18 protein-coding genes are annotated in these 15,484 nt (G+C 46.4%); 2 read left to right on the forward strand and 16 right to left on the reverse strand.

Annotated features, from left to right (window positions below; genetic code table 11):
* Positions 1-4: 4 nt before the first annotated feature.
* The 6 genes from plsX to NXZ84_RS07245 form a co-directional block, all read right to left on the reverse strand.
* Positions 5-994 (reverse strand): phosphate acyltransferase PlsX, encoded by a 990-nt coding sequence (plsX, locus tag NXZ84_RS07220; protein WP_258839595.1) that lies wholly within the window; start codon positions 992-994, stop codon positions 5-7.
* Entirely contained in the window at positions 991-1,578 is a 588-nt protein-coding gene (fapR, locus tag NXZ84_RS07225; RefSeq protein WP_258839596.1) for a transcription factor FapR, read from the reverse strand. The genes plsX and fapR overlap by 4 nt, the downstream gene beginning before the upstream one ends.
* 144 nt (positions 1,579-1,722) lie before the next feature.
* The gene (rpmF, locus tag NXZ84_RS07230; RefSeq protein WP_258839597.1) at positions 1,723-1,899 is read right to left on the reverse strand and encodes a 50S ribosomal protein L32; all 177 of its coding nucleotides are present in this window, start codon (positions 1,897-1,899) and stop codon (positions 1,723-1,725) included.
* A 250-nt stretch (positions 1,900-2,149) separates the two neighbouring features.
* Complete coding sequence (locus NXZ84_RS07235; protein ID WP_258839598.1) at positions 2,150-2,677, reverse strand: YceD family protein; 528 nt, start codon at positions 2,675-2,677, stop codon at positions 2,150-2,152.
* Positions 2,678-2,705: 28 nt separating this feature from the next.
* Entirely contained in the window at positions 2,706-3,734 is a 1,029-nt protein-coding gene (locus NXZ84_RS07240; protein WP_258839599.1) for a YlbL family protein, read from the reverse strand.
* Between the two features lie 25 nt (positions 3,735-3,759).
* Entirely contained in the window at positions 3,760-4,572 is an 813-nt protein-coding gene (locus NXZ84_RS07245; protein ID WP_258839600.1) for a patatin-like phospholipase family protein, read from the reverse strand.
* 165 nt (positions 4,573-4,737) lie between these two features.
* On the opposite strand from NXZ84_RS07245, the gene ylbJ reads away from it, so the two are divergent.
* Positions 4,738-6,006 carry a sporulation integral membrane protein YlbJ gene (gene ylbJ / locus NXZ84_RS07250; RefSeq protein WP_258839601.1) on the forward strand — a complete coding sequence of 423 codons (1,269 nt, stop codon included), beginning with the start codon at positions 4,738-4,740 and terminating at the stop codon, positions 6,004-6,006.
* Positions 6,007-6,032: 26 nt separating this feature from the next.
* On the opposite strand, the gene coaD is transcribed toward ylbJ, so the two are convergent.
* The 9 genes from coaD to NXZ84_RS07295 all read right to left on the reverse strand — a co-directional run bounded on the left by coaD (position 6,033) and on the right by NXZ84_RS07295 (position 14,927).
* On the reverse strand, positions 6,033-6,518 hold the full coding sequence (gene coaD, locus NXZ84_RS07255) for a pantetheine-phosphate adenylyltransferase (protein WP_258839602.1): 486 nt from the start codon (positions 6,516-6,518) through the stop codon (positions 6,033-6,035).
* A 3-nt stretch (positions 6,519-6,521) separates the two neighbouring features.
* Positions 6,522-7,085, reverse strand: coding sequence for a 16S rRNA (guanine(966)-N(2))-methyltransferase RsmD (rsmD, locus tag NXZ84_RS07260; protein ID WP_258839603.1), 564 nt, complete (start codon positions 7,083-7,085; stop codon positions 6,522-6,524).
* A gap of 304 nt (positions 7,086-7,389) precedes the next feature.
* Positions 7,390-7,701 (reverse strand): hypothetical protein, encoded by a 312-nt coding sequence (locus NXZ84_RS07265; RefSeq protein WP_258839604.1) that lies wholly within the window; start codon positions 7,699-7,701, stop codon positions 7,390-7,392.
* A gap of 647 nt (positions 7,702-8,348) precedes the next feature.
* Positions 8,349-10,397, reverse strand: coding sequence for an ATP-dependent DNA helicase RecG (recG, locus tag NXZ84_RS07270; RefSeq protein WP_258839605.1), 2,049 nt, complete (start codon positions 10,395-10,397; stop codon positions 8,349-8,351).
* Complete coding sequence (gene sdaAA / locus NXZ84_RS07275; protein ID WP_258839606.1) at positions 10,387-11,289, reverse strand: L-serine ammonia-lyase, iron-sulfur-dependent, subunit alpha; 903 nt, start codon at positions 11,287-11,289, stop codon at positions 10,387-10,389. Before sdaAA ends, recG begins: the two co-directional genes overlap by 11 nt.
* 18 nt (positions 11,290-11,307) lie before the next feature.
* Positions 11,308-11,964, reverse strand: a complete 657-nt coding sequence (gene sdaAB, locus NXZ84_RS07280; RefSeq protein ID WP_258839607.1) for an L-serine ammonia-lyase, iron-sulfur-dependent subunit beta — start codon at positions 11,962-11,964, stop codon at positions 11,308-11,310.
* 4 nt (positions 11,965-11,968) lie between these two features.
* Positions 11,969-12,835, reverse strand: coding sequence for a DegV family protein (locus NXZ84_RS07285; protein ID WP_258839608.1), 867 nt, complete (start codon positions 12,833-12,835; stop codon positions 11,969-11,971).
* 13 nt (positions 12,836-12,848) lie between these two features.
* Positions 12,849-14,549, reverse strand: a complete 1,701-nt coding sequence (locus tag NXZ84_RS07290; RefSeq protein ID WP_258839609.1) for a DAK2 domain-containing protein — start codon at positions 14,547-14,549, stop codon at positions 12,849-12,851.
* 12 nt (positions 14,550-14,561) lie between these two features.
* Positions 14,562-14,927 carry an Asp23/Gls24 family envelope stress response protein gene (locus NXZ84_RS07295; RefSeq protein ID WP_258839610.1) on the reverse strand — a complete coding sequence of 122 codons (366 nt, stop codon included), beginning with the start codon at positions 14,925-14,927 and terminating at the stop codon, positions 14,562-14,564.
* A gap of 217 nt (positions 14,928-15,144) precedes the next feature.
* Here NXZ84_RS07295 and rpmB point away from each other — a divergent pair, with 217 nt between their 5' ends.
* Positions 15,145-15,333 carry a 50S ribosomal protein L28 gene (gene rpmB / locus NXZ84_RS07300; RefSeq protein WP_258839611.1) on the forward strand — a complete coding sequence of 63 codons (189 nt, stop codon included), beginning with the start codon at positions 15,145-15,147 and terminating at the stop codon, positions 15,331-15,333.
* 27 nt (positions 15,334-15,360) lie between these two features.
* Here rpmB and spoVM read toward each other — a convergent pair whose 3' ends face one another.
* Complete coding sequence (spoVM, locus tag NXZ84_RS07305; protein WP_258839612.1) at positions 15,361-15,471, reverse strand: stage V sporulation protein SpoVM; 111 nt, start codon at positions 15,469-15,471, stop codon at positions 15,361-15,363.
* Positions 15,472-15,484 lie beyond the last annotated feature (13 nt).

The following is a 15,484-nucleotide window of genomic DNA, read 5'->3' on the forward strand; positions in this document are numbered from 1 at the left end:
TCTCTTACGTCGCTAACGATTCAGAGATTTTACTTACGACTTGACCTTGGACAATTTCCCGCGTACGCCGAATGGCAATCATAAATTCATGCGCATCTGATGAACCGTGCGCTTTCACAACCACACCCTTGAGCCCCATCAGCATCGCACCATTATACTCTCTATAATCCATTTCCTTCAGGAATCTTTTTAATCCCTTTTTTAAGATAAAAGCGGCTCCTTTTGTTAAAGCGTTACGCGTAAACTCTTGCGTAATACCTTTGAGTAGAATAGAACCCATGCCCTCTGCGCTCTTAAGTAAGATGTTTCCACTAAAACCATCACAAACAACCACTTCACACGGACCTTGCAGTACCTCACGTGCCTCCACGTTACCCACGAAGCGAATCTTCTCTTCCTGCTCGAGCAATTCATATGTTTGTTTTGTTAACTCATTCCCCTTGCCAGCTTCTGCTCCAATATTTAATAGTCCAATGCGAGGATTTGCCACTCCACGCGCTTTCTCCATATAGATACTGCCCATCAATGCATACTGTTGTAAATGTTGCGGACGAGGGTCAATATTAGCGCCTACATCCAAAACAAGAATCCCTCTACCATCTACTGTTGGAAACATGGGCGCCAAAGCGGGACGATCAATGCCTTTAAGACGACCTGTATAAAAAAGTCCAGCCGCCATCAAAGCTCCTGTATTTCCTGCACTAACAAATGCATCTGCCTCTCCCGCTCTCACCATTTGACATCCAACCACCATCGATGAATCCTTTTTCCGACGTACGGAACGCACAGGCTCATCCGTCGCTTCAATCACCTCTGTGGTCGCCCGATAACTGATGTTGGTTAGCCTCTCTTCCTCCAGCAACGCCGTTACCTGATCCTCCTTTCCCACGAGAATAAAGTGAGTATCTGGCCACGCACGTGCGGCACGCACGGCGCCTGCTACAATTTCAGCGGGAGCATGATCGCCGCCCATCGCATCAAGTGCAATTCTCACTCTTCTTTTCCTCCCCTCATCCATGCTTCTCCATCTTCCGAACGATACAGATCTAGTACTCCTTGAAAAACAGTTTCACCCTCTACCGAGGTAATCACATCTACTTGGGTTCGACTACCCGATTCCCTTACCACATGGGCTCGTGCAGTACATTTTTCCCCCAGCCGCACGGGCCGTACAAATGAGATCCCCGCCGTTGCAGTTAATGCTACTTCTGCATCCATCAGAGCAATCGCCAGCGAATTCGCTTGCGCAAACAGATGATGTCCGCGTGCAATATGCGTGCGCGCAAACACATGCTCTTTCTTCACTTCAAATAGCGAAACCCCACTAAAACCCAGTTGGATTTCCACTATTTCTCCAATCACCTCGTCAGGAGCTAGCGAACGCACATCCTCAAGGGATTCTTCTGCCACTTGTTTAATTCGCTCCCGCAATTCCGGAATCTTTAATTCCATACGATCCAGGCGGATCGTCTGAATGCTTACCTGGAACAAACGCGCCACTTCTTCATCTGTGAGAAACGGATCTGACTGTAACAAGTGAGCAAGCCGTTGTTGTCTTTCTTTTTTAGACGAACGCACGGCGCACCCCACCACCTTCTATATTTGCATTCTATTTTTTTAAGACCACCTATTAAGACCAAGTATTAAATACAGTATAGCGGAGAGCATAAAAAAAAACAAGAACCGAAAGAGTTCTTCCGGCTCCTGTTTTTTATCCGCTCATCAGTCGTTGTTCACGACCTCTGCACCTTTGTAGTAACCACACTCTTTACATACACGGTGAGCCAACTTCATCGCATCACATTGTGGGCAACGAACCATACCTGGTACGGAAAGTTTGTAATGAGTGCGACGTTTGTTTTTCCGCGTTTTTGAAGTACGTCTAAACGGTACTGCCATGTTTTCACCCCCTCTAATAAAGTTCCTATCGCGACACAGTGCTTCTATTTTACCATACTATCCGCTTCAGAACATAAGATATTTATGAAAACCTTACGCCCTCCAGGGCACACACCGATATTGAGGCGATGCATAAGACACCTAGCCTAGGCTTAAAGATCAAGGTTATAGGCTCGTCCATCAATGTTCTGATCACCTTCCACTCCATTAGAGCGGTATATTCTCTATCGTAGCGTAAAAGTTATCCATCTTAAGATGATGATTCCCCATCGTTTTTAAGTAGGAGCTCCAAGTCCTGTAGACGAGGGTCAATTCGATCCACATTACAATTACACGGCTGCTCATTTTGATTGCTGCCACATTTTGCACATAATCCCTTACAATCCTCAGCGCAGAGCGGTGCCAGCGGTAAACCGAGGAGGAGCGCTTCCCGTATATAAGGCAACACATCTACCTCCGCCCCTTGAATCAAGTGGACTTCTGTCTCCGCATCTTTTTCAATACGATGCGCTTGATCGGTGATTAACTGTGACCACCTCATCGTTAGCGTCGTCGTATAACGCTCTACACAGCGTGAACAGTCAAACACCGCTTCCGCCGTTTGTTTCCCAGTAAGACGATACAATCCCTCTTCCCGCTCAGCTTTCACTTCCACCTGTAACGGACTCAAACTTTGCAATTGAGATATCTGTGCCCAATCTTCTCTCTTCAATTCTACCGTCGCTTTCCATACCCGTGTTTCGTCCATCTGATGAAGTTCAATTAAGGAAATTTGCAACCTGTTCACTCCTTCAAAACAAAAAACATTATAAGATAAGTACTTGGCTTGTGTCAAGGTTTTTAGCTTGTCGCTTTTCTGGCAAGGTCTCTAAATACATTACCGCTTCCTCCAAAGAAGAAACAGGAACGACTCTAATATCTAATCCATCTCTTTTGACTCTCTCCCTCGCATCATGTGTATTACGCTCCGTTTCTGTACGGTCTCGCGGCACGAAAAAGAGCTCCGCTCCAGCTTGCTCAGCCGCTAATACCTTATATGAAGCACCTCCGATCTGACCTACTTCTCCCGTTGTCGATAGCGTGCCAGTCCCAGCAACTTTATATCCCTTAGACAAATCCCCTTCGCTTAAAAGGTCCACCATCTGCAAAGCAAACAACAACCCTGCCGAAGGACCACCAATCTCCTCTACCGCTATCTCAACTTCTGGCTTTGTTTCAACTTCACGGTCGACGACAGGAACGATCCCCATCCCCACGTTAGCACTTGGATCCTCAGATAGCGGACGTAGGGTAATCGTCCCTTTCCTTCTTTCTCTTTGCCGTTCATACACGATATCTACCTTATCCCCTGTTTTTTTTTCATCCAATAACTCCCCTAATTGCTCAACACTATTCACCCTCTCTCCATCGACAGCAACCAGGACATCACCGGGCATTAACTCCCTGGTTGCTCCCATCCCCTCCACTACACGCAAAATTTTTAACCCGCGGTTATCCACTGTGACATCTTTCTCCGCAAATGTATAGGCAGCAATAATGGCCGCTTCTTGCGAGGACTCCATCATCTCCTCTTGTCGCACCCGATACTCCTGCGGGTCTTCCCCTTTTATCACTACTTCTTCCTCCGCGATCAATTCAGAATCTCGGTCTACATTGGCATACACGTACCAAAAGATATTTCCTTTCACCAGTGAAATCGTCGTTAAATAAAAGCGATGATAGATGTCTTCTTCTCCTGCAATCGACATCATTGAACCCACATCCTGTGCTGAACCTGGTTTCATCACATAGTACGGTACCGGAACCAGCAAGATGGACAACATAAAAAACACCATGAGGATGCTTTTATAAGGTATTTTTCTAGTCCAGTTCCTTTGACTCCTCATCTGAACCTTCTTCCCCCCAGTGATCTATCAAATGCTGAATGCGTTCCACTTGGATCGTAGCTGCCTCCACTCCACGAGCAATACATGTTTTTGCTTCTGTAAAAGCTGTAGCACTAATTCTATCCATATCAGGGTGAATGATTACATCTGCATCCAAAATCCGCTCGCTTAAGATTTCACGTTCCATCAAAATAATGGACTCCAAAATCACATCAAATATTGTGTTAATTTGCGTAGACGGAGAACGAGGATGTACATCGACTGCGATCACCAGATCCGCCCCCATTTCCCGCACAACTGAAATGGGGACACGGTCAATCACACCCCCATCAACAAGAACTTGCTCCCCTTGTCGAACCGGCTCAAATATACCTGGGATAGAAATACTGGCTCGAACAGCCTCGTCGGTAGGACCATGAGTGAAGACAACACGTTTTCCCTGAGTTAAATCAGTTGCCACTACTGCAGTCGGAATATCTAACTCTTCTAACCGCTTTTTCTTTGTTAAAAGACGAACCAATTCCCGTGCTTTTTCTCCGCTTAACAAACCCTTTTTTGGAATGGTAAAGTCAAGCCAAACTTTACGCTTCAAGTTTACTGCCAATTGTTCTGCCATATGAATAGGAAACCCACTAGCATAAATGCTTCCCACCAAACTTCCCATACTACTTCCTGCAATATAGTCGATGGGGATACCTGCATCTACTAACACCTTAATAACCCCAATATGAGCCAACCCTCTAGCTCCGCCCGCACCTAATGCTAATCCCACTTTCGGTCGTGACACTTCCCTCTCTCCCCTCTCATGCTGAGGGCGAATACAAAATTTAGGATCCCCTCACCTTATCCGTTCCCACGATTCAAGAAATTTAAGCACCTGTCGCTAATAGCGGTCTAATTTGGACAACGTGTGCGTACACTTGGGACAAAGATTAGTGTTAGGAGGCCTTCCATGCAAACATCTAACTCCATCTTCTCACATCGCTTACAGACCGCTGTGCTTGGACTGGCATCCCTTCTGCTCGCGCTCTCCCTCATCTCTTTTCCCGAAGCTTCGTTTCAATCATCGCTGAAAGGACTTAAAATCTGGTGGGAGGTCGTATTCCCTGCCCTTCTCCCCTTCTTCGTCGCTGCTGAAATATTGATGGGCTTTGGCGTGGTTCACTTGCTCGGCGTATTACTGGAGCCATTGATGCGTCCCTTCTTTCGTATCCCAGGTACCGGTGGTTTTGTCCTCGCCATGGGCTTAGCCTCTGGCTATCCAATCGGTGCTCAGTTAACGGCTCGCTTACGTGAACAAGAACTGATCTCACGCTCAGAAGGGGAACGTCTGGTCTCTTTTGCCAACACGGCTGATCCTCTCTTTATTATCGGCGCTGTAGCCGTTGGTTTCTTTCATGATGTTACTCTAGGAATCATTATGACCATCATTCATTATCTCTCTAGCTTTATTCTAGGTTTTCTGATGCGTTTTCACGACCCACACGGCCCAGTCACACCACCTACCACCCATCACGATTCCCACGGTCTTCTTTTGCGATCTCTGCAAGCGATGCACCGTGCTCGACTTGCTGATGGTCGTACTTTAGGGAAACTTCTTGGTGAATCAATCAGCACATCCATTCAATCCCTGCTTACTATTGGCGGCTTTATTATTCTTTTCTCCGTCTTGATCGAATTGCTCCAACAAGTAGGTATCACTCATTTATTCGCTTCTTTGATCGGTACACTCTTAGCGGTCGTACACCTTCCAGAAGCGTTAGCCCCTCCGCTCATCTCAGGTGCTTTTGAAATCACGTTGGGCTCACAGATGACTTCTGAAGCAGCTCGTCAAATCCCCTTAGTATACAAAGCGATGATCGTAAGTGGAATTATCGCATGGAGCGGACTTTCTGTTCATGCGCAAGTCGCTAGTATCCTAAGTCGTACGGATATTCGCTACTCCCCTTACCTCGTCGCTCGCTCCATTCACTCCTTGCTCGCCGGTGTGCTTACTTTTTTACTATGGAGCCCGTTACACCAATGGATTAGCTCAACTCCTGCCCTCTTGCCCGTTTTTTTCCCTACTGCCTCCGCTGGAGTACAGTTTCAGCCCTGGAACTGGTGGCAATTGATCGCGAGCAGTATAAGTTTACTAATCCTGACTATGATTTTGTTTTCGCTCTTTCTTCATAGTATGCGAAAGCTGCAACTGATGATTAGGAATAGCAGTATTCGCTAGCCTGTCCATCACTTGCAGCCCGATCCTTACAAAGAGCCGAAATATTTTTCTTTCAATGCTTCTTCCGCCACTGGGGGAACTAACTCAGATACATCTGCTCCATGACGAGCCACTTCTTTCACCATCCGGGAACTGATAAAGGAGTGGTTATTATTTGTCATCAGAAACATCGTTTCAATATCAGGTGCCATTTTTCGATTGATAGAAGCAATTTGTAATTCATATTCAAAATCCGAGATCGCCCGCAATCCACGCAAGATTACTTTCGCTTGTTTCGCGCGCATATAATCAACGACCAATCCATCAAACGAATCCACTTCTACATGGGGAAGATGCTGTGTCGCTTGCCTAATCAAAGCTGTCCGTTCTTCCACCGTAAATAAGGGTTTTTTTTCTGCATTATGAAAAACAGCAATAATAAGCTTGTCAAAAACTTGTGCTCCTCGTTCGATCAAATCGAGGTGTCCATATGTAATAGGATCAAAACTGCCTGAGTAGACGGCGATTTTCATGCATCATTCTCCTTTATCTCTTTTACGTTCGTATAAATGTATCGTCGTATCACCATAGGAAAGGATCCGTACTCGCTCCAGCTCACCTAGCTCTGCTGGCATCTGACGAACTGTAGGTTGTTCTAAGACGATCATGCCCTCAGTCGTGAGCAACTGTGCAACAGAGACTAGTTCTAATAGCTCTAGCGCAACGTCATCCCCATAGGGGGGATCCATAAAAATAAGGTCAAACCCCTTCTGCTCTTTGCCCAGCTTACGCAATACCATTCGTGCGTCTCCTCGTATCACTTTCTGCTCGGGAGCTCGTACCACTTCTAAGTTCTTTCTCACTACATCAAGACTAGTTCTAGCTACATCCACAAAGATCGCTTCAGTACAACCTCGGCTCAGTGCCTCGATACCCAATGCACCCGTGCCTGCAAATAAATCTAGCACACGTCCCCCTGTAAAAAATGGACCGATCACTTGAAAGAGTGACTCTTTTACACGATCCGTCGTTGGACGTACGCGATTTCCGGCCACTGCTTTCAAACGCGCCCCTCTGTAATCCCCTGCAATCACTCGCATAGCGGTCCTCCCCCCTCTTTTCTTATCTATATCATCCTACCACAAACCAAAAAAGATCCAAACATCCCTCCCACATCCCGTATCAGGAAATAATTTAACCAGGGTTGAATAAAAGGTGAGGATAAGGAGAAAATAACAAATGACAGCATTCAGTAAGACTGAGTGCTGTCAACCGCGGAGAAGACTTACGTTTCCCCATAAGCTCTTCCTCCGGTTTCTCCTCTCCCATTCAGTATCTGCTTCCTTTCGCAGGTACATAGACCCGCTATCTAGGCGGGTCCTTTTTTTCTCTACCTTTTACACTTTACAAGGATTGCTTCATCCACATTCCCTGAATAGGGGTAACAATCCGTTCTGCAACCATCAAATCAATAATCCGGGATCCATATTCCTTTCGATAGGGGGAGTTTTCTAATTTTTCTCTCTCTGCGGGTGTAAAAAGACGTTCGCTCACACTTTTAGAAAATTGAAGCAATCCCATTGTGCCTCTAGTATTTTTCACCTCACGAGCTTCCTCCATCAATTGTCTCAACGTCTGTTCTGTCACCGCTTGTCGACCGACTGTTTGATTAATGATCTGTACCAGCTCTTTATATAACTGATCTGCATTCCCCATTCGTACTCCTCCTTTTTCTAAGGTGTTCACCTTATCTCTATGCCCTCATGCTGAAAAAGGGAACTGTCTTGTTTAACCTTCTTTCTTTTCCATAAAATCAATGATAAAGAAAAAATTAAAAATAATTATTGAATGAAAGAAGTTTACCTTACTTTTTTCCCTTCTTCTATTTACAAGGCTGTTTATATTTGGTATATTAAGGGTAGGCCATTCCCTTCTTTTTACTCCAACCACAGATACAAATCTCTCTCATTTTTATAAAATTATCATTATTCACTCTACGGCTCCGCGTCTTGCACACTTATGACACTTTCGACCAGCCCAGCACGCTCTTCCGATTGACATCCAAGTATGACGGAGTTGGCCACAAACTAGACCGTCGTCAGCATCTAGTGGAAAGGGGGGGACGAGCGTGGAGAAATGGATACTCCTCTTCTCAACCGTTGTCAGGCTGGTCGAAACATTGTCGCACCTTTTTCATCGATATGGTAGGCGCGCCAAACGAAAATGTAGAAAAAAAGCCCCCTTCTAAGGGAGCATCATTCGCCACAAACCTAGAGGAAATCTCTCTAGGTTTTTTCCGTCACATCACCTATCCTATGCACCTTCGGAACATTTAAAACTTGTCTACACAAATTTCGACTTGTCTAGTCAACATTCTCACGTTTTGCCTCTTCCGCTTGCAACCACTGATGCAGGTCGGCCAGATCCGTTCGCTGCCAAAAATCGTCTGCACGCAGCAATGTAGCAGCGTCATTGCGAGCGGTCTCCAAGATCTGTACATCCTCCATCAAATCAGCCACTTTAAACTCCGGCAGCCCACTTTGTTTAAAGCCGAAAAAATCACCTGGGCCACGCAATTCTAGATCGCGACGAGCAATTTCAAATCCGTCTGTCGTCTCCGTCATCACTCGCATCCGTTCGACACCGTTTTCTGAGTTAGGATCTGCCACCAAGATACATGTAGCGGCTGCGCTCCCACGCCCTACACGTCCACGCAATTGATGCAGCTGGGCTAAACCAAATCTGTTGGCATCATAGATCACCATCACTGTGGCATTCGGAACATTTACCCCTACCTCCACGACCGTGGTAGAGACGAGCACCTGCACATCGTTTGCAGCATATGCACGCATCACTTCATCTTTTTCCCGGGCTGCCATCTTACCGTGGAGAAGACCAATCTGATATTGGGAAAGTACTACTTTGAGCTGTTCATAAATTTCGTGTGCATTGGCAAGATCCACTTTTTCCGATTCCTCGATCAAAGGACAGATCACATAAGCTTGATGTCCAGTACTGCACGCTTGATCAATAAACGAGATGACCTTCTCCCACGTACTCGGTTTGACCCAGTGAGTCTGAACCGGCTGGCGCCCGCGCGGCATCTCATCGATAACAGAAACATCCATATCACCAAATGCAGTGATAGATAGAGTACGCGGAATAGGGGTAGCCGTCATATACAATACATCAGGCGTCTCACCTTTGGCACGTAAGTGCGCACGCTGTTTCACACCGAAGCGATGTTGTTCATCGGTAATTACCAGGCCCAACTTGGCGTAATCGACTCCTTCCTGAATCAACGCATGCGTTCCAACGACAATATCAGCTAAGCCATCTGCTATGCTGGCAAGTGCCTCCCTCTTCTCACCCACTGTCATCCTTCCCGTGAGCGGCACCAGAGTTACACCTAGAGGGGCCAACAGCTCCGTGAGGGATTGTAGGTGTTGTTCCGCTAAAATCTCGGTAGGTACCATCATTGCTCCCTGGTAACCACTCAGATAAGATGCATACAAAGCAATCGCCGCCACAACGGTTTTACCCGAACCTACATCTCCTTGGACTAGGCGATTCATCGCCCCCACTGCTCTCATATCGCGTAAGATCTCTTTAACAACACGGTTTTGCGCCCCTGTCAATGGAAACGGTAACCCGTCTATTAGTGGTTTGAGTAACTCATCGGTAAATTGATGCTCAATTCCAGTTGAAACTGTTCGGTTCTGCTCACGCCAGGCTACCAGTTTCAATTGATACAGAAAAAGTTCCTCATACACCATCCGTCGTCTACCCAGTTCACCTATATATTGATCCTTAGGAAAGTGTAGACGATACATCGCTTCTGCTCGACCCATTAACTTATAGCGATCCACCAACTCTGTCGGTAGCACTTCCTTTACACTTCGCCCGTATTGCACAAAAGCTTGCTTAATCCATTTGCGCAGAGAATAGCTTTTGATCGCTCCTGAAACAGAATACACCGGTTCCAGTTGACCCTGTGCTCGCTTCTGTTCTTCAGCCGTCAGAAACGTTCGTTCCACAGTCAACTGCAACCGGTGCCGATCCCACTTTCCAGAAAGGACGATAGACATTCCAGCATGTAGTTTATTTTTTAAATACGGTTGATTAAACCAGACTAACGTTAGCTGAATCCCTTCTACTTCCAGTTTCGCACTGATTCGTGATTTCTTCTTACCAAACCAAGCCAAACTGACAGGACCATAGATCGTACCTCTAACGGTAGCGCGCTGATCGTGTTCCAACGTATGGATGGGTTGTATCCGATAATCTTCATAGCGATATGGAAAGTACATCATTAGATCCAGCATGGACTTGATCCCCATCTTCGCTAGGTCTTGGGCTCTTGCTTCCCCCACACCCTCTAACCTTGTAATGGGAACTTGTTCAGGATTCATCCGATCGTCTACAAGGAGTTTTAAAAATCTCGCGTTCGAGCGCTCGTGCTGTTGGGGTAGCAGCCAATCCGCCCAAAGCCGTTTCTCTCAAGGAGACAGGCATATCACGTCCGATCTTGTACATCGCTTCAATCACTTCATCCGGTGGAATGACACTTTCTACCCCTGCCAGTGCCATATCTGCGGCTACCATCGCAATCGCTGCTCCCATGGCATTTCGTTTTACACAAGGAGCTTCTACAAGCCCAGCAACAGGATCACATACCAAGCCCAACATATTTTTTAATGCAATGGCTAATGCTTGCGCTGATTGCGAAGCGCTACCCCCAGCCATTTCTACTACTGCTGCTGCTGCCATAGCTGTCGCCGAACCAACTTCTGCTTGGCAACCACCTGCCGCACCTGAGATACATGCATTATTAGCGATACAGTAGCCGATCGCTCCTGCCACAAATAAAGCTCGTACTTTTTGTTCTTCATCAGACTGTAGTCGCTCTCCTGCAGAAGCAACTGTTCCTGGTAAAATCCCACATGCCCCCGCGGTAGGTGTTGCCACGATCGTACCCATTGCGGCATTTACTTCTGAGACTGCGGTCGCTTTTGAAACCGCTTCCAAAACGTGAGAACCTGATAATAATACCGGGGCCGTTTTACGGTAATTTTCCAGTTTTCGTGCATCTCCACCTGTCAAGCCACTGTGCGACCGAATATCTTCTGATATTCCCCGTTCCACAGCTTCTTCCATCACAGACCAATTACGTGCCATTTCGGCAAACACTTCATCTTTTGTTTTATCCGTCGCCTCCATCTCTTGACGAATCATTACTTCTGAGATAGGGATCCCTTCTGATTCACTTAATTCAACTAATTCTGCGATTGTGCGAAACTGCATCTTAGACGCTCCTTTCTGTTAGAGAATCGTCACTCCTGTAATTCCTGGTAATTTTGTAATCTCTTCTGTAACCCGTTCCTTCACGGTTTGATCTGTCTCAATGGTCATTAATGCTTGTGAGCCTTTATTCTTGCGAGAAACCTGCATATAGCTTACATTAATACGGTGATGAGCCAAAACCGTCGCTACACGCGCAATCGCTCCATACTGATCTTGGTGCATGACCAACAACGCAGGGGCGTTTCCCGATAATTTCAAATCAAATCCATCCAACTCTGTAATCTCCATCTTGCCACCTCCAATGGAGATCCCCACAATTTCCATATTCCCTCGCCCATCAGACAACTGTAACCGGGCAGTGTTAGGGTGGTCTGTAAGTTCGTCTGATTCGTGGATCTCAATGGTTATGCCTGCTTCTTCCGCTAATTCTAATGCCTTCACAATGCGCTTATCATACGTATCATAATTTAAGATGCCACCCACAATGGCCACATCGGTTCCATGCCCGCGATACGTCTTAGCAAACGATCCATAAAATGTGATCGTCGCTTTGGTCGGCTTCCTCCCAAAAAGGGAGCGGGCAGCACGTCCAATCCGTGCAGCACCCGCTGTATGCGAGCTAGAGGGACCAATCATGACAGGACCGATAATATCAAATACGGACCTATACTTCATCTTTTTACTCCCCCCAAATTACCTTTTCTTCAATCGCAGCAATCGCAATCGCCTTTGGTCCAGCGTGTGCACCGATGACAGGGCCCACATACGTACGTACCAACTCATGTACTTCAAAAGCTTCTTTCAACTTCCCTTCCACTTTGTTCGCCTGTTCATCATCGCAAGCGTGAATGACAGCCGCTTGAATGGGTGAGGTTAGTTCTGTTTGCAAAAGCTCAAAAATGCGGCCAACGGCACGATTCTTTCCACGTACTTTTTCCACAGGACATACTTCCCCATCCTCGTTAACCGAGAGGATGGGCTTAATGTTAAGAAGCGTACCTACCAGTGCGGAGGCTTTCGCAATCCGCCCATTTTTCTGCAAGTATTCCAACGTATCTACGAGAAAATATACCTTAACGTGATCGCGCATCCGATATACAAGCTGCGTACATTGAGCCAAGGATTGACCTGCCTGCGCTGCCCGTGCCGCTGCGATCACGATCATTCCATAAACATAGGAAGGTTTCTTCGAGTCAATCACCTCAACCTCGATCTCCCCTTCCACCATGGACTTTGCCAACATCGCCGACTGATACGTGCCGCTCATCGCTGATGATAAATGGATAGATAAGATCTGTGTTACACCTTCAGCTGCAGCCTGACGATAAATTTCCACAAAATCCATTGGTGAAGGTTGCGAGGTTGTAGGAAGCCGCTCATCTTCCATTAATTTTTGGTAAAATGCGTCAGGGGAAATCGTCACCCCGTCCAAATAGGTCTCTTCGCCAAAATGCACTTTAAGAGGAACGACACCAATACCGAGCTTTTCTATCATCTCTGCTGGTATATCTGCAGTACTATCCGTAACGATACGTACCTGAGCCATCCCCAATCCCTCCTCACTCTACTGCAAAAATGAAGAAATACAATGGCTGATTTCCCTGATGAACTTCTAATTCCATTTCTGGATAATTTTCTTCGATGTACGATGACAATTCCTTCACTTGCTCTGCACTTGTTTCTTCTCCATAGATGACTGTAATAATTTCAGCATCCTCATCCATCATGTTAGCGAGCAAAGTTGTGGAAGTGGATAAGAGATCACGATATACGGTTTCGATTTTCCCCTCGTTAATCCCAAGGAAGTCACCTTCCTTGATCTCCTCCCCATTATACGAAGAATCGCGTACAGCATACGTTACTTCACCTGAACGCACATGCATCAAACTATCGGTCATTTGCTCTTTGTTCTTATCCGCTTCCACATCGGGGCGGAAAGAGAGCATAGCTGCTAATCCTTGTGGGATTGTTTTCGTCGGCAATACCGTAATCGGCTTATCAATTACATGTGCCACCTGTTCAGCAGCGAGAATGATGTTTTTATTGTTTGGCAAGATGATCACATGTTCAGCGTGAAGCTCTTCCACCGCGTTGACGATATCCTCAGTGCTCGGGTTCATCGTTTGACCACCCTCGATCACCTTATCCACACCTACACTGCGGAAGATATCTGCAACACCGCTACCCGAAACGACCGCAACGATGCCATACTTCTTCTCTTCTTGACTTTGTGGAGCAGCCGGAGTGGCTACCGCCTGCGGAGCTTGTCCTTCACGGCGAACAATCTCACTGTGCTGTTCCCGCATATTATCAATCTTAATACGAGTAAGATCGCCATACTCACTCGCCATATTAAGGGCGTCCCCAGGATTTTCTGCATGGATGTGGACTTTAACCAAATCTTCGTCTGAAACGACAAGAAGAGAGTCACCTAAACGACTTAAATCTTGGCGGAAGACATCTTCGTTAAAGTACTTGGTCTGCCGGCGCTCAGGGTTAAGCATAATCATAAACTCCGTACAGTACCCAAACTCAATATCAGCCGGATCCATCGAAGCTTGTACATGTTCATGTGCAACTTCTGAAAGCGATTCCATAGAAAGGGACTCCGTCTTTTGTGACGAGTCTGAGAGTGTCACAGCCTCGCCTTTGAGTGCTGCTAACATCCCTTCATAGATGACCAATAATCCCTTCCCTCCAGCATCCACCACGCCCGCCTGTGCCAACACAGGCAGCAATTTAGGAGTGCGTTGAAGTGAAGCGTTTCCTTCTTCTAAGACAGCTTCCATCACCGCGATCACGTCGCCACCGTCTTTAGCAACCGAATTCGCATGTTCAGCCGCTTCACGAGCCACAGTCAGTACCGTGCCTTCCACCGGCTTCATGACTGCTTTATAAGCGGTGTCGACACCCTTTTTGAATGCATCGGCCAATTTGATGCCTGTAATACTCTCCTCATCTTGCATCGCTTTGGAGAAACCACGAAACAACTGCGACAAAATAACACCTGAGTTGCCACGTGCGCCCATCAAAAGACCTTTCGCCAGGGCTGCCGCACTCTGTCCAATGTGTGAAGAGCTATTTCTTCTCATCTCTTCTACACCTGAGGTTAATGTCAAATTCATGTTGGTACCTGTATCCCCATCAGGGACAGGGAATACATTGAGAGCATTTACCATCTCTACGTTGCTGCTTAAACTTTGTGAACCTGCCTGCATCATTTCAACTAGTTTTATCCCGTCAATCTGCTGGTGTGCCAACAGTGCTCCTCCTTACTCTTCGTTCACCATTCGAACACCTTGAACTATGATATTAACTTCCTTTACCTTCAAACCAATCATCTGATCCAATGTATACTTCACTTTTGCTTGCACATTGGAGGCCACTTCTGAAATTTTCGTGCCATAGCCGACGATGATGTACATATCGAGTAGGATGTCATCGTCGATGGAGCGTACTTCAATGCCTTTACTCCAATTCTCCCTCTTAAGCAGTTCGCTGATTCCATCTTTCAGCTGACTCCTTGAGGCCATTCCAACGAGACCATAGCAATCCATTGCCGCTACACCAGCAATGTTGGCGATCACTTCATTGGAAACATCAATCTGACCAAGTGTACTTGTTATTTCTAGGCTCATATTTTTGCCTCCCCAATATTCTAGGGTATCAATATCTATCACTTTCAATTACGGCTATTGTACAACATCCCCATCAAGAAAAAAAGGTGGCCCCACTAATCTTACTAAACCGCGTCTCTTTCTTGCAAGCCCTAGCCGGATGTGCTAGAATGATGAAGTCCTTTTCTTGAAATCGTTTTTTCAAGAAAGTAGCAGGTTTTTGCAAGGAGGTAAACTCATGGCCCGCCAATGTTACGTAACTGGTAAAAAGGGGCACGCTGGCAATAAAGTCAGCCACTCCAATCGTAAAACACGCCGTAAGTGGGGCGCCAATGTGCAAAAAGTGCGCATTCTTGTCGATGGCAAACCAAAGCGCGTTTATGTAAGCACCAAGGCGTTAAAGTCCGGAAAAGTAACCCGCGTCTAATGATCGCGGGTTTTTCCCGTTTACGGGTTATTTTTTTGGTTTTTCACGCTTAACTTTGCTCTCTTTTTTACTTGTATTAAGGATCACTTTTACCACTCCGCCGAGGATTTTCGGGAGCTTTATCGTGTAAAATTTCACCCCTAACCCCTCC

The organism is Mechercharimyces sp. CAU 1602 (assembly GCF_024753565.1).
In the GTDB taxonomy this organism is placed as follows: domain Bacteria; phylum Bacillota; class Bacilli; order Thermoactinomycetales; family JANTPT01; genus Mechercharimyces.

Bases quoted from the DNA above. Each gene is read 5' to 3' on its own strand.
- rpmB (WP_258839611.1), top strand. From the start codon at position 15,145: ATGGCCCGCCAATGTTACGTAACTGGTAAAAAGGGGCACGCTGGCAAT.
- NXZ84_RS07240 (WP_258839599.1), bottom strand. From the start codon at position 3,734: ATGGTGTTTTTTATGTTGTCCATCTTGCTGGTTCCGGTACCGTACTAT.
- rpmF (WP_258839597.1), bottom strand. From the start codon at position 1,899: ATGGCAGTACCGTTTAGACGTACTTCAAAAACGCGGAAAAACAAACGT.
- recG (WP_258839605.1), bottom strand. From the start codon at position 10,397: ATGAATCCTGAACAAGTTCCCATTACAAGGTTAGAGGGTGTGGGGGAA.
- sdaAA (WP_258839606.1), bottom strand. From the start codon at position 11,289: ATGCAGTTTCGCACAATCGCAGAATTAGTTGAATTAAGTGAATCAGAA.
- sdaAB (WP_258839607.1), bottom strand. From the start codon at position 11,964: ATGAAGTATAGGTCCGTATTTGATATTATCGGTCCTGTCATGATTGGT.
- ylbJ (WP_258839601.1), top strand. From the start codon at position 4,738: ATGCAAACATCTAACTCCATCTTCTCACATCGCTTACAGACCGCTGTG.
- NXZ84_RS07265 (WP_258839604.1), bottom strand. From the start codon at position 7,701: ATGGGGAATGCAGATCAGTTATATAAAGAGCTGGTACAGATCATTAAT.
- NXZ84_RS07285 (WP_258839608.1), bottom strand. From the start codon at position 12,835: ATGGCTCAGGTACGTATCGTTACGGATAGTACTGCAGATATACCAGCA.
- NXZ84_RS07295 (WP_258839610.1), bottom strand. From the start codon at position 14,927: ATGAGCCTAGAAATAACAAGTACACTTGGTCAGATTGATGTTTCCAAT.
- coaD (WP_258839602.1), bottom strand. From the start codon at position 6,518: ATGAAAATCGCCGTCTACTCAGGCAGTTTTGATCCTATTACATATGGA.
- rsmD (WP_258839603.1), bottom strand. From the start codon at position 7,085: ATGCGAGTGATTGCAGGGGATTACAGAGGGGCGCGTTTGAAAGCAGTG.